This is a genomic window from Pseudomonas sp. AG1028 (genome assembly GCF_007993955.1).
In the GTDB taxonomy this organism is placed as follows: Bacteria; Pseudomonadota; Gammaproteobacteria; order Pseudomonadales; family Pseudomonadaceae; genus Aquipseudomonas; species Aquipseudomonas straminea.
Window position 1 is genome coordinate 1 of record NZ_VIVP01000008.1, and the last position, 26,078, is coordinate 26,078.

A 26,078-nucleotide genomic window follows, 5' to 3' on the forward strand; every position below is an offset into this window, starting at 1 on the left:
CGCCTTCGATCAACCTGACCGAACCATCAACAGAACCACTCAAACCGCCCTGTCGATGCCGGCGCATTCTACTCGAATTCGCCGTCCGTGCAACCTTTATTTTCGTCTAACTCGTTGATCTACAAAGATTTTTCAGATCAGGCTGCGCCGGAAGTGGTGCGCATTATAGGCCCCTCGAAACTCAGGTCAAGGACTTATTTCATTTTCCCTGAACTTTCTGCCCTGCCCTGCCGAAGCGCGGGATTCTGCGCATCAAAGCGGGAATCCGTAGTAGCAGCAACAGCGCACCAATGACAGCGTAAACCGTCCACTCTTCAAGATCTGCGCGGACAATCCACAACATATGCAGCAGAGCGAGCGGCAAAATCAGGTAAACGAGGCGGTGCAGCTTCTTCCAGGACTTACCCAGGCGCCGCTGGCTATAACGGTTTGAAGTCAGAGCAAGGAGCAGCAAGCCGAACAGCGCGATAGCCCCAACAATAATGTAAGGCCGCTTGCGCAGCTCCACGGCCAACTGTGACCAATCCAACCCCAGGATGAATACCGCATACGCCGCCAGGTGCAGAATCCCATAGGCGAAACACCACAGGCCAAGCTGACGGCGCACCGCCATCCAACCCGACCAGCCACTGAGTTTCTGCAAAGGCGTCATGCCCAGGGTGATCAATAGAAGGATGAGCGCGCCCAACCCGAGGCGCTCGACCAACACCTTGCCTGGATCGGGCCCCAGGGCGAACGACCAGGCCTGATACAGCCAATACAGCGGCCATACGGCGACCAGCAGGAAAACAAAAAGACGCCAGAACGGATGCCGCATCAATAGTTCTTCCGCAGATCGAGATTGCTATAAAGGCTAGCGACCTCATCGGCGTAGCCGTTGAACATCTGGGTCTCGCGTACATTGGGGCTGAACAGCCCGCTAGGCAGACGGCGCTCGCGAGCCTGGCTCCAGCGCGGATGGTCGACGGTGGGGTTTACGTTGGCATAGAAGCCGTACTCCTGGGCCGCAATGCTTTGCCAGGTGGTCTTCGGCTGCTCGCTGACCAAGCTGATGCGTACGATCGACTTGATGCTCTTGAAGCCATACTTCCATGGCACCACTAGCCGCAGCGGCGCACCGTTCTGATTGGGCAGTTCGCGACCGTACATACCAACGGCGAGGATTGCCAGCGGATGCATGGCCTCATCCAGACGCAGCCCTTCCACATATGGCCAGTCGATCAACGCGAAGTTCGAGCGCTGCCCCGGCATGCTCTCGGGATCCTTCAGGGTTTCGAAACGGATGTACTTGGCGGCCGAGGTCGGCTCGACCTTATCAAGCAGCGCAGAGATGGGAAAGCCGATCCATGGGATCACCATCGACCAGGCCTCGACGCAACGCAGTCGGTAGATGCGCTCCTCGAGCTGATACGGTTTGAGGAAATCCTCCAGCGCATAGCGCCCCGGCTTGCCAACCTCGCCATCGATCACCACGGACCAGGGCTCGGTTTTCAAGCTGCCGGCGTTCGCCGCCGGATCGGACTTGTCGGCGCCGAACTCGTAGAAGTTGTTGTAGTGGGTCGCATCCTGGAATGGGGTGATCGCCTCATCCTTGACGGTGACCGCATTCCACTTGGTCGCAGCAATGCGCTTGGCCAACCAGTCCGGCGCGCTGCTGGCCGCAACGTCGGCATAACGCTCGCCGGTAGATTGCGCCCAGGCAGGCAGGCTGCTCAGCGCCATCCCGGCTGCAGCAGCGCCCATAAAGGTGCGACGGGAGAGATAGATCGATTCGGGGGTGACATCCGATTCATTGCATTCGGATGACTGACGCAGCTTGATCAGCATGGTGACTCCGCAGTATCGGGACAGGCCTGCCCAATAGACTACGGAGTCTGCAGGAAATTACATCACTCCACTGGCTTGCGGCGACGCAAACGCAGCAGATACTGGATCGGACCAGAAGCGGCATAGGCCAGGAAGATCAGCAACAGGATGCGCGGTGGATCGCTGAATACCACGGCGAACACCAGCACCACAGCCAGAATCGCCACGAACGGCACACGGCCTTTCAGATCCAGATTCTTGAAGCTGTTGTACTTGATGTTGCTGACCATCAGCATGCCGGCGGCAGCGACGAGGATGGCGACCACGAATGACATGTTCGAGCCCTGAATACCGAAGTCACTGAACGCCCACACGGTACCGGCCACCACGCCAGCAGCGGCCGGGCTGGCCAAGCCGATGAAGTAGCGCTTGTCGACGCTGCCGATCTGCGTATTGAAACGCGCCAGGCGCAGTGCAGCACCGGCCACATAGATGAAGGCGACCATCCAGCCGACCTTGCCCATGCTGCCCAGCGCCCACTCGAAGGCCAACAGCGCCGGTGCGACACCGAAGGCCACCATGTCGGACAGCGAATCGTATTCGGCGCCAAAGGCGCTTTGGGTATTGGTCAGGCGGGCAACCCGGCCGTCCAGACCATCGAGCACCATGGCCACGAACACCGTGGCAGCGGCCACGTAGAAGTTACCGTTCATGGCGTTGATGATGGAATAGAAGCCAGCGAACAGGTTCGCGGTCGTGAACAGATTGGGCAGCAGGTAGATGCCGCGATGGCGAACCTTGCGCCCCTCGTCGTCATGCCCCTCCTCAATATGCTCGTCGATGGGCAGTAAGCTGTCGTCGTCTCGGGACGACTTGGGCTCTTGCGGACGCTCGCTCATGAACAACACCTTGCATCGGATTTGAATTTTCGACCGAGCCACCGGACAAGCGTTCGCCCTAATCGGCCTGGATACCCAGGCTTTATACCAGAAGCCCGTCCTAGAACGAAAAAACGCGGCCGGGGCCGCGTTCTTCTTGGATCGATTCGACTCAGTTCTTGGCTTTGTCGACGATCTTGTTGGCTGCAATCCACGGCATCATGGAACGCAGTTGCTCACCGATCACTTCGATACCGTGAGCTGCGTTGTTACGACGCTTGGCGGTCATCGACGGGTAGCCGGTAGCACCTTCGCTGATGAACATCTTGGCGTACTCGCCGTCCTGGATGCGCTTGAGTGCATTGCGCATGGCCTGACGGGATTCGGCGTTGATGACTTCCGGGCCGGTCACGTACTCGCCGTACTCGGCGTTGTTGGAGATCGAGTAGTTCATGTTGGCGATACCGCCTTCGTACATGAGGTCGACGATCAGCTTCAGCTCGTGCAGGCACTCGAAGTAGGCCATTTCCGGCGCGTAGCCCGCTTCGACCAGGGTTTCGAAACCGGCCTTGACCAGTTCGACGGTACCGCCGCACAGAACGGCCTGCTCGCCGAACAGGTCGGTTTCTGTCTCGTCCTTGAAGGTGGTTTCGATGATGCCGGTGCGGCCGCCACCAACGCCCGACGCGTAGGACAGCGCGACGTTCTTGGCATTGCCCGAAGCATCCTGGTAAACGGCGATCAGGTCAGGGATGCCGCCGCCTTTGACGAACTCGGTGCGCACGGTGTGGCCCGGGGCCTTCGGTGCGATCATGATGACGTCGAGGTCGGCACGCGGAACGACTTGGTTGTAGTGGATCGAGAAGCCGTGGGAGAACGCCAGGGTGGCGCCCTTCTTGATGTTCGGCTCGATTTCGTTCTTGTACAGAGCGCCCTGGAATTCGTCCGGGGTCAGGATCATTACCAGGTCGGCAGCGGCGACGGCAGAAGCCACGTCAGCGACTTTCAGGCCATGGGCCTCGGCCTTGGCAACGGTAGCAGAGCCTTTACGCAGACCGACGGTGACGTCGACACCGGAGTCCTTCAGGTTGCACGCCTGAGCGTGGCCCTGGGAGCCGTAACCGATGATGGCAACTTTCTTGCCTTGGATGATCGAGAGGTCACAGTCTTTGTCGTAATAAACTTTCATGTTCTTGGCTCTTGTGTATCGAAAGGGATGGGGTGCCAGAGCACCGCGACAGATCCACCTTAAGTGATTCGCCCCATTGCGTAAAATGATATATTCGCAATACTGCATGCCGATATATGAAACACAAATGGATACTCACGCACTCAGCCTTTTTCTCTCACTCGCCGACAACCTGCACTTCGGCAAGACCAGCCGCGAGCAGCATGTCAGCCCTTCTGCTCTGAGCCGCAGCATCAAACAGCTCGAGGATGAAGTCGGAGCACCGCTGTTCGTGCGCGACAACCGCTCGGTGCGCTTGACCCGCGAAGGCCAGCAATTTCGCGAATACGCCAGCGACGTCATGAATGGCTGGCAGGCCATCCGCCAGACCTTCAAGCAGGATCAGCTGGTGCTGCACGGTGAGCTGTCGCTGTACTGCTCGGTGACGGCGAGTTACAGCTTCCTTTATGAAATTCTCAGCAGTTTCCGACAGGACTACCCGCGCATCGAAATGAAGCTGCACACCGGCGACCCGGCCAAGGCCGTCGAGCGAGTGCAGCAAGGCCTGGAAGACTTGGCCATCGGCGCCCGTCCGGACAATTTGCCTGCCGGCGTTGAATTCCAGTCGATCACCCGCTCGGCGCTGCGCTTCATCGGCCCGCAATCACCGCAGTTGCTCAGCGAAGAACAGCTGAAGAATCCCGGCGCAGACACCTGGCAGGACGTGCCACTGATTCTCTCGGAGGAAGGCCTGGCACGAACACGCACCGACCGTTGGCTGAAGCACCACAATATCAAGCCACGCATCTACGCCCAGGTCAGCGGTAACGAGGCCATCGTCAGCATGGTCAGCCTGGGCTTTGGTATCGGCGTGGTGCCACAGATCGTGCTGGACAACAGCCCACTGGCCGCACGGATCCGCCTTTACGACATCCAGCCGCCACTGACAGATTACGACATCGGCCTGTTCGCCCTGCACAAGCGCCTCAAGGATCCCCTGATCGCTGCCTTCTGGAACCGCAGCAGCGAATCGCGCCCATAAAAAACCCCGCACATGGCGGGGTTCTTCATTTCCTTTTCGCGATCAGATGCTCAGCACTTTGTCGCCGCGGGCGATACCGGTGACACCGCTGCGTACAGTTTCCAGGATCAGCGCGGTGCCGATGGCCTGGATGAAGCTGTCCAGCTTGTCACTGGTACCGGCCAGCTGGATGGTATACACGCTCGGCGTCACGTCGACGATCTGCCCACGGAAGATGTCGGTGGTGCGCTTGACCTCGGCGCGCTGGGCGCCGGTGGCCTTGACCTTGACCAGCATCAGCTCGCGCTCGATGTGGGCGTTTTCCGACAGGTCCACCAGCTTGACCACCTCGATCAGCTTGTTGAGGTTCTTGGTGATCTGCTCGATGGTGTCGTCATGACCGATGGTGGTCAGCGTCAGACGCGACAGGGTCGGGTCCTCGGTTGGCGCTACGGTCAGGCTTTCGATGTTGTAGTTGCGTTGGGAGAACAGGCCGACCACACGCGACAGGGCTCCCGGTTCGTTTTCCAGCAGCAGGGAAATGATATGACGCATGTCAGGTACGCTCCGTCTTGCTCAGCCACATGTCGCGCATCGCGCCACCACGAATCTGCATCGGGTAGACGTGCTCACTGGTATCCACGGCGATGTCGAGGAACACCAGGCGATCCTTGATCGCGAACGCCTCTTCCATCTTCGACTTGAGATCCTTGAGGTCGGTGATGCGCATGCCCACGTGACCATAGGATTCGGCCAGTTTGACGAAGTCAGGCAGCGATTCCATGTAGGAGTGCGAGTAACGGCTGCTGTACTGCATGTCCTGCCACTGGCGAACCATGCCCAGCGCGCCATTGTTCAGGTTGATGATCTTCACCGGCAGGTCGTACTGCAGGCAGGTCGACAGCTCCTGAATGTTCATCTGGATACTGCCCTCGCCGGTCACGCAGGCGACATCGGCATCCGGGAAGTTCAGCTTGACACCCATGGCGGCCGGGAAGCCGAAGCCCATGGTGCCCAGACCACCGGAGTTGATCCAGCGATTCGGTTTGTTGAAGCGATAGTACTGGGCCGCGAACATCTGGTGCTGGCCCACGTCGGAGCTGACGTACGCCTCGCCCTTGGTGACTTCGCACAGCGTCTCGATCACGGTCTGCGGCTTGATGATGCTGCCGTCGCCCTCGTTATAAGGGAACAGACGGCCGCCACCGCGCCACTCGTCGATCTGCTTCCACCAAATGGCCTGGGATTCCTTGTCCGATGCCTGTTCGATTTCCTTGAGGGCGGCGACCATTTCGGTCAACACGCTGTCCACCGGGCCAACGATCGGGATGTCGGCCTTGACAGTCTTGGAGATCGACGCCGGGTCGATGTCGATATGGATGATCTTGGCGTTCGGGCAGAACTTGGCAGCGGTCTCGCCGTTGATGACGCGGTCATCGAAGCGCGCGCCGACGGCCAGGATCACATCGGCGTGGTGCATGGCCAGGTTGGCGGTGTAGCTGCCGTGCATGCCGAGCATGCCGACGAACTGACGGTCATCGCCCGGATAGGCGCCAAGGCCCATCAGGGTGTTGGTGACCGGCACGTTGAGGGCACGAGCCAGCTCGGTCAGTTGCGCCGAGGCGCCGCCGAGGATTACGCCACCGCCGGAATAGATGATCGGGCGCTTGGCCGCGACGAGCATTTCCGCCGCTTTGCGGATCTGCCCGGAATGACCACGGGCAGCCGGGCTGTAGGAGCGCAGCTTGACCTTCTTCGGGTAGCTGTATTCGAACTTCTGGGTCGGATCACCCATGTCCTTGGGAATATCGACGACCACCGGGCCCGGACGGCCGGACTCGGCCAGGTAGAAGGCCTTCTTGATCACTTCGGGGATTTCCGAAGGATGCTTGATGATGAAGCTGTGCTTCACGATCGGGCGGGAGATGCCGACCATGTCGACTTCCTGGAAGGCGTCGGTGCCGACCACGGTGCTGGCCACCTGACCGGAGATGATCACCATCGGGATCGAATCCATGTAGGCGGTGGCGATACCGGTCACGGCGTTGGTCGCACCCGGGCCGGAGGTCACCAGAACCACGCCGGCCTTGCCGGTGGCACGGGCATAGCCATCCGCCATATGGGTCGCAGCCTGCTCATGACGAACCAGAATGTGGGTCACTTCCGGCTCTTTGAACAAGGCATCATAGATGTGCAGGAGGGCACCGCCCGGGTACCCATAGATGTACTTAACGCCTTCGTCACGCAACGAGCGGACGACCATTTCAGCGCCGGATAAAAGCTCCACGTTGTTCACCTCTATTACGCCAGAAAACCGCCCTTTTGCAGGGTCGGCCCGAGTAGGTTTACTGCCAGCAGAGCATGAGCGACTGTGGTCGCCGACTACGTCAGCTACAACTGAGCAAGTATTGGGACTGCCCCAGATCTGTTGCGGGGCTTTCCCACCCAGCGCGAGGTAACGCGTTGCGGGTGTAACGAAAGGTCGGCGCGGGTAGCGCCTCATGTCTACTGAGCTGAAGCCAGCTTGCGGCTGGCCCCACTACAGCGAGCAGCCGATTGTTGATATTCGCTAGCGGCAAGTCAAGCGATGCGTGACGGAATATGCAATATCCGGCAACAACGCCGCCCGCGTGCAAGCCGATGCGAAAGCGGCGCCGATGTGAAACAGACCAGACTGTGCCGAACGCCGATTGGGTATAGTGGTGGCCTGCGTTGCAACTTAACGCTCCCCACACTTCAATCAGTCGATGGACCCTGGATAAGGAAACGCCATGCGCCGCATGATTCTCACCAGCAGTCTGCTGCTCGCCCTGAGTGCGAGCGCCATGGCAGCACCGATCTACAAATGGGTCGACGCTCAGGGCGTTACCCACTTTGGCGAGCAGCCGCCACAGGGTCAGCAATCGACCACGGTCAATCCGTCGGCAGCGCCACCTTCCTCCACCACGCCAGAAGCGAAACCGGCGCCGACCTTCGACGCCATCGCCGACCCCGAGCAGGCCGCGGCCGATGCCAAGGTGAAGCAGGAAGTGGCGGCTCAGGAAGCCCAGCGCAAGAAGTACTGCGAGACCCAGCGCAACAACCTGGCGCAGCTGGAGAATAACCCACGAGTGCGGGTGGAAGACGGCGGGGAAATGCGCCGCCTGGGCGAGGACGAGCGCCAGAAGCGCATCGCCGACGCCAAGCAGGCGATCAAGGATAATTGCCAGTAAACAGTAGCGGGCCCTAACGGCCCGCGCTGATCAGGCGATCGAAGTCGCCCAGCGCCTTGAGCAGCGCGGCGGCCTCGTAATTGTCGGCACCATAGACCTGTTCGGCCATGGGCAGGATGCCCGACACGGCCGGCAGGTCAGCGCCCGCTTCGATGATGACCTTCATGCGGGGCAGGAATATCCACTGCAGCCACTGGGAAAAATCCAGGGTGTCGACGCAGAACGGCTGCTCGCTGGACAGCGCTTCCACGCTCGGCGCGCAAGCTTCCCACAAACCCTGAACTCGCAGCGCCCGCTCGATCAGCAACAGCTGATCGGCAACCAGGGCAGACGACGCAGCACTCACAGATTGACCCGAGCCCGCTCGCGAGCCTGGGAAGCACCAGCGGCGTCGCCTTGCTGCTCACGGGACTTGGCGATCAGCTGCCACAGGCTGGCTTGCAGCGCCGGGCGGCCATTTGCGTAGCTCAGGCCACGACGGGCGAACTGCTCGGCCTGGGCAGCGTCACCCTGGGCCAGACGCACTTCAGCCAACCGATACAGAACCTGCGGCTCACGTGGGGCGATACGCTGGGCGCGCTCCAGACTGGACGCGGCGCCATTGAGGTCACCACCGGTCTGTTGCTGCTGGGCGCTGGTCAGCAGCGCCAGCACAGGGCCATCGAGCTGCTCGTCGGCCGCCAGACCGCCACCAGCGTTACCGCTGGGAATGCCGCTTGGCGTCGATGACTGGGATGGTGCCGAGTTGCCGTAATTGGGCGAACCCAGCGGCTCGCTGCTCAGCGGTGGCTCGTCGAAGGTCAGGCCACCGCTGTTGGCAGGCGCACCGGCCGGGGCCGAGTAGGTGTCGATCGGCGCCGACGAAGGCGCGCCGCCGCCCGGCACCATCACCACCACGCCGGAATCCTCAGGCATGGACTGCGCCTGCTGCTGTTGCTGCGGCGCATTGTTGTAACCACCGCCTGGGCGGTCGTCCTGCTCGTAAGCCGAACTACCGGAATCCACAACCGGGATGGAACCACGCGGAACGCTGGCACAGCCACCCAGAACCACCGAGGCGGTCAAAACGGGAATCAACCACTTGCTCACGGCAAACCTCTCTTATTCCAACCAGCCTTTCACCCAGTCCATCACCGAGTCGACGGGCGCCTGAATACCACAACCTGTGCCAGGTGCCGGTTCGCTGCCGCGAATATACGGCATCTGTACGGCACCCGGACAATTCTGCGCCGAGCCCTGCCCGGTCGCTGCATCCACCCAAGCCATCACCACGTTATCCGGCACCGGCATGTCCAGCGGCAGCGGGTCAGCGCGCCGCATGAAACCGGTCCAGGCCTGCAGCGCGCCGGTCGCGCCGGTGAACGGCGTCGGGCCGTTGTCGTCACGGCCCATCCACACCACGGCCAGCAGATCCTGGCTGAAGCCAGCGAACCAGCTGTCACGCGAGTCATTACTGGTACCAGTCTTGCCTGCCAGTGTCAGCGAACTCGGCAATTGGCTGTAGACCGAGCGGCCGGTGCCTTCGCGCATGGTGCGCTGCATGGCGTTCTGCAGCAGGTAGATGGCACCAGCATCGAAACGCTGTTGAATCTGATACGGATAACGCTTGAGCGGTTCGCCCTCGGCGGTCAGCACGCTGCGGATACCGCGCAGCGGCGTATTGAAGCCGCCACTGGCGATGGTCTGGTACATACCCGTGACTTCCATCGGGGTCAGCGCACCAGCACCCAGCAACATCGACGGATAAGCCGGCCACTGGCGAGACACGCCCAGGCGCTCGAGGGTTTTGAGCACATTTGGCACGCCCAGTTCCAGGCCGAGTTTGGCGGTGGAAAGGTTGTAGGAATGCGCCAGGCCCTGATACAGGTAAATGCTGCCGTGGGCCTTGCGATCGTAGTTCTGCGGCTTCCATACCTGGCCGTCCTGGCCCTTCACCGAGAAGGGTTCATCCTGCACGCGAGTGGTCAGGGTGTACTGGCTCGGACGCTCCAGGGCCGTCAGGTAGATGGCCGGTTTGATCAGCGAGCCAATCGGACGAACAGCGTCCAAAGCGCGGTTGAAGCCGGCGAAGCGTGCCTGACGGCTGCCGATCAGCGCCTGGATCTCGCCGGTTTCCGGATTGGTCACCACCATGCCGGCTTCCACCTCGTCGGCGCCCTTGCGGCCGGCCTGACGCTTGAAGGTATCGGCCAGGGCCTCTTCAGCTTTGATCTGCAGGATCGGATCGAAACTGGTGAAGATGCGCAGGCCTTCCTCGGTCAAGTCTTCGTCACGGTAGTCCTGGCGCAACTGGCGTTTGACCAGATCCAGGAACGCCGGGAACGAGCCATTGGCCATGCTGCCGCGTTGGGTCACGCCCAATGGACGCGCCTTGGCGGCGGCCGCCTCTTCGGGCGATACCACACCCTGCTCGGCCAGCAGGTCGAGGATCATGTTACGGCGATTCAGCGCCCGCTCCGGGTTGCGGCGCGGGTTGTAGTAGGTCGGCCCCTTGACCATGCCGACCAGCAGCGCTACCTGATCGAGTTTGAGCTCGGACAGCGGCTGGCTGAAGAAGTACTGGCTGGCCAGACCAAAGCCGTGCACCGCGCGCTGGCCGTCCTGACCGAGGAACACCTCGTTGAGGTAAGCCTCGAGAATTTCACGCTTGTCGTAGTGCAGCTCCAGTAGCACTGCCATCATCGCTTCGGTGATCTTGCGGGTCAGGCTGCGCTCGTTGGTCAGGTAGAAGTTCTTCACCAACTGCTGGGTCAGGGTGCTACCGCCCTGGCGTAACTGGCCAGCGGATGCGTTGATCCAGATGGCGCGGGCGATGCCCTTGGGCGATACGCCGAAGTGGTCGAAGAAGTCGCGGTCCTCGACCGCCACCAGGGTTTCCACCAGATAGGCCGGCACCTGATCGAGCTTGATCAGCACGCGGTCTTCCTGATGCGCCGGATACAGGCCGCCAATCAGCATGGGTTCCAGGCGTGCCACGGCCAGGTCCTTGCCGTCGGATTTGGTCAGCGAGGCGACGTAGTCACCGGAGAAGCGCACGTTGACCTGCTGGGCCGGCTCGGCACTCTCGTAGAACTGGAAGCCGCGCGAATAAAGCGACACGTTATTGCCGGAAACGGCCACGCCGCCAGGACCATCCACGGCACTTTCACGGCGATAGCCCAAGGCGTCGACTTCCTTGAGCAAGTCGTCCTTGGCCAGCTTCTGGCCGACGAACAGCTCAAGTGGCCGGGCGTAGACCTTGGCCGGAACGGTCCAGCGTTTGCCGGAGAATTTCTCCTGGACGATGGCATCGAGGTAAACCGCAAAACCGGCGAACAGCACCAGGCCAACCAGGCCGAGCTTTACAGCCCAGCCCACCAAGGGGCGCATGCCACGGGGGCGGCGTTTGGAACGGGAGCGGGAAGATCGGGTACGAGTCATGGCACGGCATTATACGCACTTTGCGAAGCGCCGGCAGCGACCGCCAGCGGTTTGCAGTACGCAAGCCAGGGCCCATAATGCGCGCCTGTTCCCACTTCTAGAAGCCAAGGATCGCCCGTGAGCCAAGCCCTGATTACCGCCTTGCAGAACCCGGCCCTTTATCCGCATCCGGTGAGCGGTTTCAGTGTCATCGAGACCCATATTTCCTGGGTCGTGCTGACCGGTCCCTTCGCCTACAAGATCAAGAAGCCGGTGAATTTCGGCTTTCTCGACTTCACCTCGCTCGAAGCACGCAAACACTTCTGCGAGGAGGAGCTGCGCCTCAATCAGCGTTTGACTCAGGACCTGTATCTGGAGGTTTTGCCGATCAGCGGTAGCGCCGAGGCCCCGCTGATCGGCGGCGACGGCCCAGCATTCGAATACGCCCTGAAGATGCGCCAGTTCCCTCAGGAACAATTACTGGCCCAGGTACAGGCGCGCGGCGAGCTCAATGAGTCGCATATCGACGCACTGGCCAAGCAGATCGCCGCCTTTCACGCTGACACCCCCGTGGTCGCGGCCGACCACGAGTTATGCAACGCCACCGCCATCGTCGCCCCGCTGCGCCAGAACTTCGAGCAGATCCGCCCGATGCTCAGCGACAAAACCGACCTGCAGCAGCTCGATGCCCTGGAAGCCTGGACCGAGAGCAGCCTGGAGCGCCTGTGGCCCGAGCTGGAAGCGCGGGCGCGCGACGGCTTCATCCGCGAGTGCCACGGCGACATCCACCTGGGTAACGCCACCCTGCTGGACGGTCGCGCCACGCTGTTCGACTGCATCGAGTTCAACGAGCCCTTCCGCTTCACCGACATCGCTCTGGACACTGCCTTCCTGGTAATGGACCTTGAAGACCGCGGCCTCAAATGCCTGGCCCGCCGCCTGCTCAATGGCTGGCTGGAGCACACCGGCGATTACGGTTCGCTCAAGCTATTCAACCTCTACAAGACCCACCGCGCCCTGGTGCGTGCCAAGGTCGCGCTGTTCCGCCTCGGCCAGGAGCAGGACGCCGTGCAGCGCGCGGTGATCCTGCGCCAGTACCGCGCCTACGCCAGCCTCGCCGAAAGCTACAGCGCCATCCCGTCGCGCCTGCTGGCGATCACCCGCGGCGTCTCGGCTGTCGGCAAGAGCCAGGTGGCGCTGCGTTTGGTTGAGGCTCTGGGTGCAATTCGCATCCGCTCCGATGTCGAGCGCAAGCGCATGCTCGGTCAGCAAATCGGCAACGAGCTCAATGGCGGCATCTACAGCCAGGACGCCAGCGAGGCGGTATATCAGCGCCTTAACGACTTGGCCGAACTGACCCTGCACGCCGGCTATCCGGTTGTGCTCGACGCCACTTTCCTGAAGCGCTCACAGCGCCAGGCGGCGCAGCGCATTGCAGACGAAACCGGCGTGCCTTTCCTGATCGTCGACTGCCAGGCGCCGGATGCTGTGCTCGCCAGCTGGCTGCAGCAGCGTCAGGAGGAAGGCAGCGATCCGTCGGATGCCACCCTGGCGGTGATCGAGGCGCAACGTGCTAGTCAGGATCCACTGGAAGACGCCGAACTCCCCTACTGCAAGCGCGTCGACACACCGGATGCCGCCAGTCTGGCGGAGCTGGTCAGCGCGGTGCGCCAGCGCTTTCCGAGCCTCTGACGGCCGGCCAGCGGCGCGGTAAAGCTCTTCTATACTGGCAGTAAGCCTCCCTCGGATGACTGCCACCATGAGCCAACCGCACCAGCTGGACACCCCGCTCTACCGCCTTCTGCACAACGACGACGTCGCCGCCTTCAACCAGCAACGCCCCCAGGGCGAGCCCATCGACCTGCGCGGCGGCGACTTCCGGGGCCTCGACCTGCGCACCCTCGACGCCACGGGCATCGACTTCACCGACGCCTATTTCCGCGGCGCCGACCTGCGCGGCGTGGACTTTCGCACCGCGCAGCTCGAAGGCGCCAGCATCGCCCATGCGCAGATCTCGGGGGCCTATTTCCCGATCGAACTCAGTGCGGACGAAATCCTCATGTCGATGAATTTCGGCACCCGGCTGCGCTACCGCACCCACCCCAACCATCAGTAGCAGCCTGTAACGCGCTGCCTGCGGCAGCACGGTCAGACAGCACTACACTTTACGGGAGCGGCCAGCGACAGGCCGCCGAGGAGGCGGTGTGAACGACGAATTGCAGACCCTCAAGAACCTCGGCAAGACTTCCTCGCAATGGTTGCATGCGGTGGGCATCCACAATGCCAGCGACCTGCGCCGCCACGGTGCGGTCGAGGCCTATCGGGCGGTGCGCGCCCGCGGCTTTCGGGCTTCCAAGGTGCTGCTGTATTCCATCGAGGGCGCGCTGCTCGACATTCACTGGAGCGAGCTGCCGATCACCCGCAAGGAAAGCCTCAATTTGCAACTGCAAGCTATCGCCAGCGATGATTGAATCAATCGACTTCGCAGGGTCAACCTGCTCTGGAACAGGCGCTGGTTCACAAGCCCCAGCGAGACCGATTTACCTGGAACGCGGCGGGTATTATCGTTTCAGGGATTTTCGTGCGCACCCAGCATGAGCCGCCCAAGGAACCATCATGTATCTACTCGGGGAACAACCGGCCTACGCCGACCAATTGATCAGCCGCTTGCAAAGCATCCCCGCAAAACTCCTCGACGGGCTCACCCCCTGCGGCGAGCCGCTGCAGATCGAGCGCAGCGAGAACCTGGCGGCGGACCTGCCTAGCAATCAACTGTTCATCATCGACAACGGCCTCCTGCATGCACTGGTTGACGAGCGCCCGCTGTTCTACCTCCAGGAGGGTGATCTGGTCGGGCTGCGTCAGGGCATCGACCTGCCGAGTTGCCGCTATACCAGCGACGAGCCGCTGACCTTGATCCCCTACTCGCGCAGTGACGTGTTCAAGCACATCTATGCCGAAGAAGCGCGCCAGGAGCTGTTCATCCAGTACCTGGTCGGGCATACCGCGCTGCTGTCCGACGCCCTGGCGCGCATCAAGCAGCCCGAGATCCGTCCGGCCACCGGTTTCAAGCATTTCGCCCAGGGCGACGCGCTAATCAATCAGGGCGACGAAGCCGACCACGTATTCATCATCATCGACGGCCATGCCGAGGCTTTCGTCGACGATGTGAAGGTCGGTGATGTACAGAAGGACGAGATCTTCGGCGCCATGGCGGTGTTCACCAACGAGAAACGCAGCGCCACCGTGCTGGCCAGCCAGCCCTGCACCGTGATGGTAATTCCCAAGGATCAGTTCCTCAGCCTCATGGAAAGCAACCCGCGTATCGCCCACAGCCTGGTGGAAAGCATGGCGCGGCGCATCGACCTGCTGAACAAGGAAATCACCGGGCTACGCCAGCCGAGCTGACAATCAATGCGTTTATCGAGAACCCGGCCATGCGCCGGGTTCTGTCTTTTGGAGCGCCGGAAACGCTATGGCGGTGATCGCCGAAAATAATTTCCAATCAGCGATTGACTATGTAATGAGAATTGCTATTATTTGCATCAGCTGATCGCGAGATCGGCAGATAAGCTAAAGAGACCTTAGGTCGGACTCTTCAGGTTATCTCCTCATCAGGCTAATCACGGTTATTGACCCGGCACTTTGCCGGGTCTTTTTTTGCCTGGTGTTTTTCTCAGGAATCTCATTGGCGGCAACCCGTCGCCTAATCGAGCGGCGAGATGGCAACCACAGGAACGCTGGCTAGACTGCTCCCACGCCCACTGGGAGACATGTCGAGGGGCATCCAGATTTGCACGATGCAAGGCCCGCTTGGCACCTGCTGGCAGATGCGCCTGGGCAAACATCAGATCAGTTTTCTTAGCGAAGAAGAAGCACGCCAGTTCGTGGCGACCTTGCAGACGCGGGTGCAGGCGCCGCACCCGCTGCCGGCCGAACAGCGCCTGACGTGCCGAGCCTCAGCCGTTCGGATGGCCGGCGCTTCGCTCCGCCCAACGGGTGAACAGCGAAGCACTGACCGCCAGCACGCCGCACCCCGAGATGACCAGGGCCATAGGCACGGCGCTGCCGTCATGCAGTGCACCAACCAACGAGGCCGCGCTCGCCGCGATGGTGAACTGCAAACTGCCCATCAGTGCGGATGCGCTGCCAGCGTGACGGCCTTGCCCTGCCATCGCGCAGGCCGAGGTATTGGGCAGCAGAATGCCCAGCGAAGCGATGCAGCCGAACAGCGGGACCATCAATGGCCACAGCGCCTTTGGCCCGATCCACGCCAGCACCAGCAAAGTGGCGCCGCAGGCCAGGTAGAACCAGACGATCCGCCGCGCCCAGTAGGCCGGCCCGTGCCGCGCCACCAGCCAGGCATTCACTTGGGCGGCGAGAATGAAACCTGCGGCGTTGGTGCCGAACAGCCAGCCGTAATGCTCGGCCGGTACGCCATAAAGCTGGATGAACACGAAGGGCGAGCCGGCGATGTAAGCGAACATGCCGGCAATCGCCAGGCCGCCGGTCAATGCATGACCGATAAAGGGCAGGTCGCCGAACAGCCGCCGGTACTCGCGCAGAGCGCCGCTCAACGGCGGCGGCTGAATGCTCGGGCTGAGGGTTTCCGGTAGCCAGCGGCCGAGGGCGAACAGGCAGGCGGCGCTGAACAATGTCAGGCAGATGAAGATCGATGGCCAGCCGAACAGGTTCAGTAACAGCCCACCGGCTACCGGCGCAAGGATCGGCGCCAGGCCCATCACCAGCATCAGTTGCGAGAACACCTTGGCGGAGCTGATCGGGTCGCACAGGTCGCGCACCACTGCGCGGGAAATCACCATCCCCGCGCAACCACCCAGGGCCTGGACGAAACGTGCAGCGATCAGCCATTCAAGGCTCGGTGCCAGGGCGCAGGCCAGTGACGCCAGGGTGAACAGCGACACTCCGACCAGAAGCGGCGTGCGCCGGCCAAAACGGTCGGCCAGCGGCCCGTAGACCAATTGCCCGATGGCAAGGCCGGCGAAATAGGAGGCTAGCGAGAGCTGTACATGTTCGGTGTCAGTGGCAAACGCTTGCGCCAGCGCGGGGAAGCTGGGCAGGTAGAAATCGATGGCCAGTGGGCCGAAGGCGCTGAGCGCGCCAAGAATCAGTAACAGGCGAAGCGGCATTGGCAAGGTACTCGACAGGTGGCCCACCTCGGGATGAATGGAAAGCGAACGCGGCGCGCGTCGAAAGCAGGTGAGACGTGCGCAATTACATACAAGTTCGTCTGTAAAACAAACATCGGCTGCAAAAAATAATTACACTCGCAGCTTCCTGAACCGATTGATCCCTGTCGTATGCGCCGAACCAAAGAGCAAGCCGAGCAGACCCGCACCTCCATCCTGGCCTCCGCCGAAGTGCTGTTTCTGGAGAAAGGCGTCGCTCATACCAGCCTCGAACACATCGCCAAGCACGCCGGTGTCACCCGCGGCGCGGTGTACTGGCATTTCCAGAACAAGGCCCACCTGTTCCACGACATGCTCAGTCAGGTCCGCCTGCCACCTGAACAACTGGCCGGCCGCCTGCAGGAAGACCAGGCCAATGGCCTGCAATCCCTGCATGCGCTATGCGTCGAAGGTATCGCCGGCATCGCTAAAGATGAGCAGAAGCGGCGCATCTTCACCATCCTGCTGCATCGCTGCGAATTCACCGAAGAACTGCGCGAAGCCGAAGAGCGGCACGATGCCTTCGTCAATCAGTTCATCGCCCTGTGTGAAGGCATCTTCGCGCAGCCCGCCACCATGAAGAGGCTGCGCCCTGGCATGACGCCGCGACTGGCAGCCCGCACCCTGCACGCGCTGATCGTCGGCATGCTCAGCGACTGGCTGCGCGACGACAAGCTGTTCGATCCGGTGCAGGACGGCCCGGTGATGTTCGACGGGCTGTTCCGCGGCCTGATCAGTGACTGGTCTTAGCCGCTGGTACCGCTTCGGCCTTGTAGCCTTCGTTAATGATTGCCTCGAGTACCTGATCGACCGGGTGCGTGGTATGCACGCGCACCTCGCCGGCAGCCAGGTCCACCTGCACCTGCGCCGCACCATCGACTGCCTGGACGGCGCCGGTGATCGCCCGCTCGCAGTGCGCGCACGTCATGCCTTCAACCTTGAATATTTGCATCGTCTTCTCCTCAGCCCGTAGGCGCTGATTGGGGTGCCGGCGAGTATCGGGCTTGCCCTCGTGGCAAGGTCAACACGCGGCTTGTTGAACCCGCCAACCTCAGCCAAGCTCAGATCACTCAACCATCCTATGGTCTGACCATGCGCCACCTTCTGTTCTCACTATTTCTCGCCCTACCCCTGCCGGCACTCGCCCAGGTACTGCCGTCGCACACCACCATGGGCGACGGCTACGCCGTGCTGATCATTTCCCGCGAACGCCTGGAGGTCGCCTCGCCGTGCGAATTCGGCGTGTACCTGCAGGATCAGCTCGCCGCCCGCCTGTTCCAGGGCCAGTCGGTATCGTTCAACCTGCCGCCCGGCGACGTCTCCGTGCGCCTGGCCATGATCGGCACGGAAAGCTGCCAGGCCGGCATCACGCCTCTGGACAGCCAGCGCCTGGTTCTGCAGGCCGGCGAAATCCGCCGCTACCGCATCGCCCTCAATACTTCCGGCCCCTACTTGACGCCTGCGCCCTCCAGCCAGTGATCCAAGAGCCTGCTCAAAGTCTCGCGAGCTAGAGCAATGCAAGGCCTAGGCGGCCCCGCAAAAACAGGCGAGGCCCGGTCGGAGTCGCGCTCGACTTTACGAGCTGTAAATGAGCAGTCCGACTGGGCTGGCATTCCAGCCTGTTTTTAACGCCGCAGTGCCGACGCGCAGCAGGCTTTGAACAGGTTCTAAGACAGTTGCAGCAGGGCTTGACCTTGCCCATATGTCAAGGTTGATCCTGTAGGCATCTGTCAGGCATCACGGAGGCCACCATGTCCAGCTTCGATCTGCCGATTCGCGGCATGACCTGCGCCAGCTGTGCCGGCCGGGTCGAACGCGTCCTGCGCGGCGTGGCCCAGGTCAGCGACGCCAGCGTCAACCTGGCCAGCGAGCGGGCACGGGTACAAGCACCGGCAGAGCAACTGCCGGCGCTGGTGGCTGCGGTGGAAAAGGCTGGCTACGAAGTACCAGGACAGACACTGGATCTGGCCATCACCGGCATGACCTGCGCCAGCTGCGTAGGGCGCGTCGAGCGGGCACTGAGCAGGCAGCCCGGCGTGCTCTCGGCGAGCGTCAACCTGACTACCGAACGAGCGCGACTGCAAGTGCTACCGGGCACCGATACCCAGGCGTTGCTGAAGGCAGTGGATGCCGCGGGCTATTCGGCCAGTACGCAGGAAATGAACACCGACAAAGACGACAGCGCCGAGCGCCAGTTACGCAACGAACGCTGGCGGCTGGCACTGGCGCTGCTGCTTGCCGCGCCGCTGGTGCTACCCATGCTGCTCACGCCCCTTGGCGTGCACCTGATGCTGCCGGCCTGGGCGCAGTTCCTGCTGGCCACGCCAGTGCAGTTCATCCTCGGAGCCCGGTTTTATCGCGCCGCCTGGCACGCGTTACGCAGCGGCGCCGGCAATATGGATCAGCTGGTCGCCCTCGGCACCAGTGCCGGGTATGGCCTGAGCCTCTATCAATGGACGATCACCCCGCCCGGGCAGATGCCGCACCTGTACTTCGAAGCCTCGGCGGTGATCATCGCCCTTATCCTGCTCGGCAAATACCTGGAGAGCCGCGCCAAGCGCCAGACCACGGGTGCCATTCGCGCCCTGCAGGCGCTGCGCCCGGACGAGGCAACTCGCCTGCAAGGCGGTGTCGAACAGCGGATCGCGGTCAGTGCGCTGAGCATCGGCGACCAGATCGTAGTCCGGCCCGGCGAGCGCTTCGCAGTCGACGGCAAGGTGTTGGAAGGCCACAGCCACGCCGACGAGGCACTGATCAGCGGCGAAAGCCTGCCCCAAGCCAAGGCGCCGCGCGATCAGGTGACCGCCGGCGCGATCAATGGCGAAGGCCGCCTGCTGATCGAGACCACCGCCCTCGGTGCGGAAACCGTGCTGGCGCGCATCATCCGTCTGGTCGAAGACGCCCAGGCCGCCAAGGCTCCGATCCAGAAACTGGTGGATCGGGTCAGCCAGGTATTCGTGCCGGTGGTCCTGCTGGTCGCCCTGCTCACCCTGATCACCTGGCTGGCCATCGGGGCAGGTATCGAGCAGGCGCTGCTTAACGCCGTCGCCGTACTGGTGATCGCCTGCCCTTGCGCCCTGGGCCTGGCGACGCCCACGGCGATCATGGCAGGCACCGGTGTGGCCGCCCGCCACGGCATTCTGATCAAGGACGCCGAAACCTTGGAAGTTGCCCATGGCGTGACCGTGGTGGCCTTCGACAAGACCGGCACCCTGACCTCCGGCACACCGCGGATCGCGCACCTGCACGCCGTCGGGATCGATGACCAACAAGCGCTGCGCTTGGCTGGCACGCTGCAACAAGGCAGTGAACACCCACTGGCCAAGGCCGTACTGCTGAGTTGCCAGGAGGCTGGCCTGGCACTGACCACGCTCGGCAACAGCCAGGCTCTGGCCGGCCGCGGCATTGCTGGAGAAGTGGAAGGTCGCAAGCTGCTGCTCGGTAACCGCCGTCTACTGGAGGAAAGTGGCGCCGCCGAGCCAACTGAACTGGCAGAATCCGCACGGCGTTGGGAGGCAGAAGGACGCACGCTCTCATGGCTGATCGAACAAGGCGACGCTCCACGGGTGCGGGCCTTGTTCGCCTTCGGCGATACCCTCAAGGACGGTGCCCAGGACGCTATCGCCTCCCTCAAGGTCCGGCATATCGACAGCCACCTGATCAGCGGCGACAACACGGGCAGCGCCGGGGCGGTTGCCCGCCAGCTGGGTATCGAGTCGGTGCATGCTCAGGTGCTACCAGCGGACAAGGCGCGTATCGTCCGCGAGCTGAAGGCCAATGGCGTTGTGGCCATGATCGGCGACGGCATCAACGATGCCCCGGCCCTGGCAGCGGCACACGTCGGCATCGCCATGGGCGGCGGCACCGACGTGGCCATGCAGGCAGCCGGCATCACCCTGATGCGCGGCGACCCGCGCCTGGTACCTGCCGCCCTGGATATCGCCCGGCGCACCTATGCGAAGATCCGCCAGAATCTGTTCTGGGCATTCATCTACAACCTGGTGGGTATTCCCCTGGCGGCTTTCGGGCTGCTCGACCCGATGCTCGCCGGCGCGGCCATGGCGTTGTCGAGCGTCAGCGTAGTGAGCAATGCCCTGCTCTTGAAAACCTGGCGCCCCCATTTCGAGGATTAACGCGATGAATATCGGTCAGGCCGCCAAGCACACCGGGCTCAGCGCCAAGATGATCCGCTACTACGAAGCCATCGGCCTGCTGCCCAGCGCCGGGCGCAGCGAGAGCGGCTATCGCCAGTACGGCGAGGATGACCTGCAGCGCCTGCGCTTCATCCGCCGCGCCCGTGACCTAGGCTTCTCGCTTGCCGAGTCCGGCCGGCTGCTGGCCCTGTGGCACGACCGCAAGCGGGCCAGCGCCGATGTGAAGGCTCTGGCGGTGGAACATATCGAGGCACTCAACGGCAAGATCGCCGAACTCGAAGCGCTGCGTGACACCCTGCAAACCCTGGTCGATCACTGCCAGGGCGACAATCGCCCCGACTGCCCGATCCTCGAAGACCTGCAGGCAGGCAGCAGCTGCTGTCAGCCTGCTGCTGCGGCGCCCAGCGCCAGACGCTGAAGCGCCGCGCAATCGGCGACGAAATGATCGGTCAGCTCCGGCCAGGGATTGCTCGGCAGGTTGACCAACACAGTAGCAGTGCCGGCGGCACGGCCGCTGGCCAGGTCATGGCGGTGATCGCCGACCATCACCATGTCCTGGGGGGTGACCTGCCAGCGGTCGGCCAGGTGCAGCAGGCCGCCTGGGTCGGGCTTGGGCGGCGCCTCATCCCGGCCGAGGATGTCGGCCGGCGCGAAGCAGTCGTCCACGCCGATGGCCTGCAAGGTCAGCAGTGCCAGCTCACGGGCGTTACGGGTGAGAATGCCCAGGCGCAGGCCGCGGGCATGCAGGCCACGCACCAGGGCTACCGCGCCAGCAGCCGGGCGTGAGGCGATGGCCAGTTCACGTTCGTGCTCCAGCAACCAGGCGTGCTTGGCCTTCGACACCTCAAGCGGCAAGGCGGCCAGGTGATGGAGGATGTCGTCTTCGGGCGGGATGTCCAGCGCCACGCGGATGGCGGCGAAATCGTGCACGGCAATGGTCAGGGTGCCGTCCATGTCGAACACCCAATGGGTATAGCGCTGCAGGCTCATCGCCCCTCCGGCAAGCGTGGAATCGAGGCCGCAGCATACCTGCTCGCTAGCGGTTGATCACACCTACACCTCAGCGCCAGTCTTCACGCAGGCGGATCAAACCTTCCTGGGCGACCGAGGCGACCAGCTGGCCCTGGCGGTTGAATACGCTGCCACGCGAGAAGCCGCGGGCGTTGCCGGCCCAGGGGCTGTCCATGGCGTAGAGCAGCCAATCATCCATGCGCAGGTTGCCATGGAACCAGATGGAGTGGTCGAGGCTGGCCACCTGCATGAACTTCTGCCACACCGAAACGCCGTGGGGCAGCATCGAGGTGGTCAGCAGGTTGAAGTCCGAGGCGTAGCCCAGCAGGTACTTATGGATGGCCGGAATGTCCGGCAGCTCGCCGTCGGCGCGGAACCACACGTACTTAACCGGTTCGCTGACCTGGGGGGCGAACGGGTTGTCGACGGTGACCGGGCGGATCTCGATGGGCTTGTCGAACAGCACGCGCTCGCGCACCCGCGGCGGCAGCATGTCGGCGACCTGGCTGGCCAGTTCGGTCTCCGAGCGCAGTCCTTCGGGCCCCGGCACGTCGGGCATCTGCGCCTGGTGGTGGAAGCCCTCTTCCTGGTACTGGAACGAAGCGCTGCAGGTGAAGATCGCCTTGCCCTTCTGCACCGCCGTCACCCGGCGGGTGCTGAAGCTGCCGCCGTCACGCACGCGGTCGACCTGGTAGACCACCGGCAACGTGGCATCGCCAGGGCGCAGAAAGTAGCCGTGCAGCGAATGCACATGGCGGTCGGCCTCGACCGTCTGGGTGGCCGCCGAGACGCACTGGCCAAGCACCTGACCACCGAAGAGCTGGCGAAAGCCCAGATCCTGGCTGACGCCACGGAACAGGTTTTCCTCGATGGCTTCCAGGCTCAGCAGTGCCACCAACTCGTTCAGGACTTGACTCATAAGCGATCTCCACGGGCCCTATCCAGGGCAATGCTGCGACACGCGCGGGCTGCGCGGATGTTGAATGGTAATGCCTTTGCCGCCGCTCAGGAATCGCGCCGTGGTGTCATGGACGACAGGCTCAGCTCCGCTTCGGCCATTCGCTGCGGGGCATTTCATACAGCACGTGGCGGCGCAGCGGGTGCCCGGGCGCCAGCGCCGGGTGCTCGAATTCGCCGGCGGCCTGCATGCCGAGCCCCTGCATCACCCGCTGCGACGGGATATTGGTCAGGGTCGTGAACGCCACCACGCGATCAACCGCCAGCTGCGTGAAGGCAAAATCCAGCGCGGCCCGTGCCGCTTCCTGAGCCAGGCCCTGGCCCCAGAATGCTGGCGACAGGCGCCAGCCAATCTCCACCGCCGGCGTAAAACTCGCCTCGAAGCCGACATGGGCCAGTCCGGTCATACCGACGAAGCGGCCACTCTCGCGGCTCCACAGTGACCAGAAGGTAAAGCCATGCTCCGCGAAGTGCTGCTGCAAACGAATGAGCAGCGCCTGGCTCTGCTCACGGTTCAGGGTCGCTGGGAAATGGCGCATCACCGCCGGGTCCGCGCACAGCATCGCCAGCTTGTCCAAGTCCTCGTCACGCCAGGCGCGCATCAGCAGGCGCGGCGTCTGCGGCGCGGTCCCTTCCACTTCGCTTCTCATGCATACTGCCTCAGGTTCACCCGATAACCGCCATTGTATGCCCCTGCCGCTGATCTACCACGACGACTACAGCCCGCCGTTTCCTGACGGCCATCGCTTCCCGATGGAGAAATTCCGCCTGCTGCGTGACCACCTGGTGGCCAGCGGCCTGACCCGGGATGAAGAACTGCTGCGCCCGGAAATCTGCCCGGCCGATATCCTCGCCCTCTGCCACTGCCCCGCCTATATCGAGCGCTACCTGAGCGGCGAGCTGAGTCACGAAGACCAGCGCCGCCTCGGCCTGCCCTGGAGCCCGGAACTGGCGCGGCGCACCGTGCGAGCCGTCGGCGGTTCGCTGCTGGCCACCGAGCAGGCCCTGCAGCACGGCCTGGCCTGCCACCTGGCCGGCGGCACCCACCACGCCCATTACGACTACCCGGCGGGCTTCTGCATCTTCAACGACCTGGCGGTGATCGCCCGCTACCTGCTGCAAAGCGGCAAGGCCGGGCGCGTGCTGATCTTCGACTGCGACGTGCACCAGGGCGACGGCACCGCGCGACTGCTCGAGGACGAGCCCGACGCGATCACCGTGTCCCTGCACTGCGAGCAGAACTACCCGGCGCGCAAGGCCAGCAGCGACTGGGACATTCCCCTGCCGCGCGGCATGGGCGATGCCGATTACCTCAAGGTGGTCGACGACACACTGGGTTACCTGCTCGCCCTGTACCAGCCGGACATCGTGCTCTACGACGCTGGCGTCGACGTGCACAAGGACGACGCCCTGGGCTACCTGCAGCTCACCGACGCCGGCGTCGCCGCCCGTGACGAGGCCGTGCTCAACCACTGCCTGGGCCGCGACATTCCCGTGGTCGGGGTGATCGGCGGCGGCTACAGCAAGGACCGCCACGCCCTCGCCCGCCGCCACGGCATCCTCCACCATAGCGCCGCACGGGTATGGCAGCAGCGAGGGCTCGGGTAAACTTCGCCCTTTGCCCAACCGACGCCACCATGACCGATTCCTTCCCGCCCACCGCCCACTCGGTCGCCATCATCGGCGGCGGCCCTGCCGGCCTGATGGCCGCCGAAACCCTGGCGCTCGCTGGCGTGCGGGTCGACCTTTACGATGCCATGCCCTCGGTAGGCCGCAAGTTTCTGCTCGCCGGCGTCGGCGGTATGAACATCACCCACTCCGAAGCCTATCCGGCCTTCGTCGGCCGCTACGGTGAGCGCGAGAGGGAAATCCACGCCCTGCTGCAAGGCTTCGATGCCGATGCGCTGCGCGAGTGGATCCATGGCCTGGGCATCGACACTTTCGTCGGCACCTCGGGCCGCGTATTTCCTACCGACATGAAAGCCGCGCCGCTGCTGCGCGCTTGGCTCAAGCGCCTGCGCGAGGCCGGTGTGCAGTTGCACACCCGGCACCGCTGGCTGGGCTGGGATGCCGACGGCAGCCTGCGTGTGGCCAGTCCCGATGGCGAGCGCGCGGTGCAGGCCGACGCCGTGCTGCTGGCCCTGGGCGGTGGTAGCTGGCCGCGGCTCGGTTCGGACGGCAGCTGGGTGGCGGGTTTGCAACAGGCTGGCGTGCCCGTCGTGCCGCTACAACCAAGCAACTGCGGGTTCGACGTGGCTGCCTGGAGCCCGCTGCTGCGCGAAAAGTTCGCCGGTGCGCCACTAAAGAACGTCGCCCTTGGTTTGCCGGGCGAAGCGCCGCGCCCCGGCGAATTCGTGCTGACCGACACCGGTATCGAGGGCAGCCTGGTGTATGCGTTGTCCGCTGGCATTCGCCAGCGCATCACTTGCGACGGCAGCTGTAGCGTCTACCTCGACCTGCTGCCACAGCGCAGCGAAGCGGCCCTTGGCAACGCCCTGAGCAAACCCCGCGGCTCGAACTCCATGGCCAAGCACCTGCATCGCCAGGCTGGCCTGGATGGCGTGAAGGCGGCGCTGCTGCGCGAGGTGACGCCCGCTGAGCTTTTCAACGATCCCCAACGCCTGGCCGCAGCCATCAAGGCGCTGCCGATCACCCTGCGCCAGGCGCGCCCGATCGAAGAAGCGATCAGCAGCGCCGGCGGTGTACCTTTCGAAGCCCTCGACGACAATCTGATGCTGACGCAACTGCCCGGCACCTTCTGCGCCGGTGAAATGCTCGACTGGGAAGCACCCACCGGTGGCTACCTGCTCACCGCCTGCTTCGCCAGCGGCCGCGTGGCCGGCCAAGGCATGCTGCGCTGGCTCAAGGCCCGCGCTCGATAATCCAGGGAAGAGGAAAATCCATGCTCACGAGCCTGCAACTCAAAACCTTCGTTCCGGCCAGGGACTACCCCCTCAGCCAGGCCTTCTACACCGCCCTGGGCTTCAAGGCGGCGTGGCAAACGGACAAGATGAGCTACTTCAGCCACGGCGAGCACTGCGCCTTTCTGCTGCAGAACTTCTACGTGAAGGAGCAGGCGGAGAATTTCGTCATGCACCTGATGGTCGATGACGTGCAGGCCTGGTGGGCCCACGTGCAGGCAGAAAACATCGCCGAGCGCTTCGGCGTGCGCACCTTCGCCCCAGAGGATCAGCCCTGGGGCATTCGCGAATTTATCGTCTTCGACCCCAGCGGCGTGCTGTGGAAGATCGGCCAGGAAATCTGAGCCTGGCCGCTTCCGTCG

General features: G+C 63.1%; 27 protein-coding genes. 13 read left to right on the forward strand and 14 right to left on the reverse strand.

Annotated features, from left to right (window positions below; translation table 11 throughout):
- Positions 1–199: 199 nt before the first annotated feature.
- The 4 genes from msrQ to ilvC form a co-directional block, all read right to left on the reverse strand.
- Positions 200–817 carry a protein-methionine-sulfoxide reductase heme-binding subunit MsrQ gene (gene msrQ / locus FB481_RS14195; RefSeq protein ID WP_093505127.1) on the reverse strand — a complete coding sequence of 206 codons (618 nt, stop codon included), beginning with the start codon at positions 815–817 and terminating at the stop codon, positions 200–202.
- A complete protein-coding gene (msrP, locus tag FB481_RS14200) occupies positions 817–1,827 on the reverse strand; it encodes a protein-methionine-sulfoxide reductase catalytic subunit MsrP (RefSeq protein WP_147176811.1) in 1,011 nt (336 codons plus the stop codon). Before msrP ends, msrQ begins: the two co-directional genes overlap by 1 nt.
- Before the next feature lie 62 nt (positions 1,828–1,889).
- Complete coding sequence (gene pssA / locus FB481_RS14205; RefSeq protein ID WP_013789975.1) at positions 1,890–2,705, reverse strand: CDP-diacylglycerol--serine O-phosphatidyltransferase; 816 nt, start codon at positions 2,703–2,705, stop codon at positions 1,890–1,892.
- Between the two features lie 151 nt (positions 2,706–2,856).
- Complete coding sequence (ilvC, locus tag FB481_RS14210; RefSeq protein WP_013789974.1) at positions 2,857–3,873, reverse strand: ketol-acid reductoisomerase; 1,017 nt, start codon at positions 3,871–3,873, stop codon at positions 2,857–2,859.
- 127 nt (positions 3,874–4,000) lie between these two features.
- Between ilvC and ilvY the strand changes: the two genes are divergently transcribed.
- Entirely contained in the window at positions 4,001–4,894 is an 894-nt protein-coding gene (ilvY, locus tag FB481_RS14215) for an HTH-type transcriptional activator IlvY (RefSeq protein ID WP_147176812.1), read from the forward strand.
- A gap of 42 nt (positions 4,895–4,936) precedes the next feature.
- Here ilvY and ilvN read toward each other — a convergent pair whose 3' ends face one another.
- Positions 4,937–5,428, reverse strand: a complete 492-nt coding sequence (ilvN, locus tag FB481_RS14220) for an acetolactate synthase small subunit (RefSeq protein WP_013789972.1) — start codon at positions 5,426–5,428, stop codon at positions 4,937–4,939.
- Position 5,429: 1 nt separating this feature from the next.
- A complete protein-coding gene (locus FB481_RS14225; RefSeq protein WP_147176813.1) occupies positions 5,430–7,160 on the reverse strand; it encodes an acetolactate synthase 3 large subunit in 1,731 nt (576 codons plus the stop codon).
- A 484-nt stretch (positions 7,161–7,644) separates the two neighbouring features.
- On the opposite strand from FB481_RS14225, the gene FB481_RS14230 reads away from it, so the two are divergent.
- Positions 7,645–8,085, forward strand: a complete 441-nt coding sequence (locus tag FB481_RS14230) for a DUF4124 domain-containing protein (protein ID WP_093505133.1) — start codon at positions 7,645–7,647, stop codon at positions 8,083–8,085.
- Positions 8,086–8,098: 13 nt separating this feature from the next.
- On the opposite strand, the gene FB481_RS14235 is transcribed toward FB481_RS14230, so the two are convergent.
- Genes FB481_RS14235 through mrcB form a run of 3 tightly spaced genes read right to left on the reverse strand, consistent with a single transcriptional unit; the run spans position 8,099 to position 11,505 of the window.
- On the reverse strand, positions 8,099–8,431 hold the full coding sequence (locus FB481_RS14235; RefSeq protein ID WP_093505135.1) for a YqcC family protein: 333 nt from the start codon (positions 8,429–8,431) through the stop codon (positions 8,099–8,101).
- On the reverse strand, positions 8,428–9,174 hold the full coding sequence (locus FB481_RS14240) for a M48 family metallopeptidase (RefSeq protein ID WP_093505137.1): 747 nt from the start codon (positions 9,172–9,174) through the stop codon (positions 8,428–8,430). Before FB481_RS14240 ends, FB481_RS14235 begins: the two co-directional genes overlap by 4 nt.
- Before the next feature lie 12 nt (positions 9,175–9,186).
- Entirely contained in the window at positions 9,187–11,505 is a 2,319-nt protein-coding gene (gene mrcB, locus FB481_RS14245) for a penicillin-binding protein 1B (protein ID WP_147176814.1), read from the reverse strand.
- A 117-nt stretch (positions 11,506–11,622) separates the two neighbouring features.
- On the opposite strand from mrcB, the gene FB481_RS14250 reads away from it, so the two are divergent.
- From FB481_RS14250 to FB481_RS14265, 4 genes are all read left to right on the forward strand, one after another.
- Positions 11,623–13,176, forward strand: coding sequence for a bifunctional aminoglycoside phosphotransferase/ATP-binding protein (locus tag FB481_RS14250; RefSeq protein WP_093505141.1), 1,554 nt, complete (start codon positions 11,623–11,625; stop codon positions 13,174–13,176).
- Positions 13,177–13,243: 67 nt separating this feature from the next.
- Positions 13,244–13,600 carry a pentapeptide repeat-containing protein gene (locus FB481_RS14255; RefSeq protein ID WP_147176815.1) on the forward strand — a complete coding sequence of 119 codons (357 nt, stop codon included), beginning with the start codon at positions 13,244–13,246 and terminating at the stop codon, positions 13,598–13,600.
- A gap of 88 nt (positions 13,601–13,688) precedes the next feature.
- Entirely contained in the window at positions 13,689–13,955 is a 267-nt protein-coding gene (locus tag FB481_RS14260; RefSeq protein ID WP_093505143.1) for a TfoX/Sxy family protein, read from the forward strand.
- Between the two features lie 145 nt (positions 13,956–14,100).
- Positions 14,101–14,892, forward strand: a complete 792-nt coding sequence (locus FB481_RS14265; RefSeq protein WP_147176816.1) for a Crp/Fnr family transcriptional regulator — start codon at positions 14,101–14,103, stop codon at positions 14,890–14,892.
- Positions 14,893–15,443: 551 nt separating this feature from the next.
- Here the strand turns inward: FB481_RS14265 and FB481_RS14270 are convergent.
- Positions 15,444–16,634: a multidrug effflux MFS transporter gene (locus FB481_RS14270; RefSeq protein ID WP_147176817.1), complete on the reverse strand. Its 1,191-nt coding sequence runs from the start codon at positions 16,632–16,634 to the stop codon at positions 15,444–15,446.
- A 171-nt stretch (positions 16,635–16,805) separates the two neighbouring features.
- Here FB481_RS14270 and FB481_RS14275 point away from each other — a divergent pair, with 171 nt between their 5' ends.
- Positions 16,806–17,423 (forward strand): TetR family transcriptional regulator, encoded by a 618-nt coding sequence (locus tag FB481_RS14275; RefSeq protein WP_093505149.1) that lies wholly within the window; start codon positions 16,806–16,808, stop codon positions 17,421–17,423.
- Here FB481_RS14275 and FB481_RS14280 read toward each other — a convergent pair.
- A complete protein-coding gene (locus tag FB481_RS14280) occupies positions 17,407–17,625 on the reverse strand; it encodes a heavy-metal-associated domain-containing protein (RefSeq protein ID WP_093505151.1) in 219 nt (72 codons plus the stop codon). The genes FB481_RS14275 and FB481_RS14280 overlap by 17 nt on opposite strands.
- A gap of 140 nt (positions 17,626–17,765) precedes the next feature.
- Between FB481_RS14280 and FB481_RS14285 the strand changes: the two genes are divergently transcribed.
- From FB481_RS14285 to cueR, 3 genes are all read left to right on the forward strand, one after another.
- Positions 17,766–18,152, forward strand: coding sequence for a hypothetical protein (locus tag FB481_RS14285; protein ID WP_147176818.1), 387 nt, complete (start codon positions 17,766–17,768; stop codon positions 18,150–18,152).
- A gap of 272 nt (positions 18,153–18,424) precedes the next feature.
- Positions 18,425–20,806, forward strand: a complete 2,382-nt coding sequence (locus FB481_RS14290) for a heavy metal translocating P-type ATPase (RefSeq protein ID WP_306109842.1) — start codon at positions 18,425–18,427, stop codon at positions 20,804–20,806.
- Between the two features lie 4 nt (positions 20,807–20,810).
- Positions 20,811–21,245: a Cu(I)-responsive transcriptional regulator gene (gene cueR / locus FB481_RS14295; RefSeq protein WP_147176820.1), complete on the forward strand. Its 435-nt coding sequence runs from the start codon at positions 20,811–20,813 to the stop codon at positions 21,243–21,245.
- Here cueR and FB481_RS14300 read toward each other — a convergent pair.
- From FB481_RS14300 to FB481_RS14310, 3 genes are all read right to left on the reverse strand, one after another.
- Positions 21,209–21,817, reverse strand: coding sequence for an HAD family hydrolase (locus FB481_RS14300; RefSeq protein WP_147176821.1), 609 nt, complete (start codon positions 21,815–21,817; stop codon positions 21,209–21,211). The two genes, cueR and FB481_RS14300, sit on opposite strands and share 37 nt — an antisense overlap.
- Before the next feature lie 70 nt (positions 21,818–21,887).
- The gene (gene tesB, locus FB481_RS14305) at positions 21,888–22,757 is read right to left on the reverse strand and encodes an acyl-CoA thioesterase II (protein WP_147176822.1); all 870 of its coding nucleotides are present in this window, start codon (positions 22,755–22,757) and stop codon (positions 21,888–21,890) included.
- Positions 22,758–22,878: 121 nt separating this feature from the next.
- A complete protein-coding gene (locus tag FB481_RS14310; RefSeq protein ID WP_147176823.1) occupies positions 22,879–23,445 on the reverse strand; it encodes a GNAT family N-acetyltransferase in 567 nt (188 codons plus the stop codon).
- Positions 23,446–23,482: 37 nt separating this feature from the next.
- Between FB481_RS14310 and FB481_RS14315 the strand changes: the two genes are divergently transcribed.
- The 3 genes from FB481_RS14315 to FB481_RS14325 are packed head-to-tail and all read left to right on the forward strand — an operon-like array spanning position 23,483 to position 26,060.
- Positions 23,483–24,403: a histone deacetylase gene (locus tag FB481_RS14315; protein WP_147176824.1), complete on the forward strand. Its 921-nt coding sequence runs from the start codon at positions 23,483–23,485 to the stop codon at positions 24,401–24,403.
- A 29-nt stretch (positions 24,404–24,432) separates the two neighbouring features.
- Positions 24,433–25,677 (forward strand): TIGR03862 family flavoprotein, encoded by a 1,245-nt coding sequence (locus tag FB481_RS14320; protein WP_147176825.1) that lies wholly within the window; start codon positions 24,433–24,435, stop codon positions 25,675–25,677.
- A 20-nt stretch (positions 25,678–25,697) separates the two neighbouring features.
- Positions 25,698–26,060: a VOC family protein gene (locus FB481_RS14325; RefSeq protein WP_147176826.1), complete on the forward strand. Its 363-nt coding sequence runs from the start codon at positions 25,698–25,700 to the stop codon at positions 26,058–26,060.
- Positions 26,061–26,078: the final 18 nt, after the last annotated feature.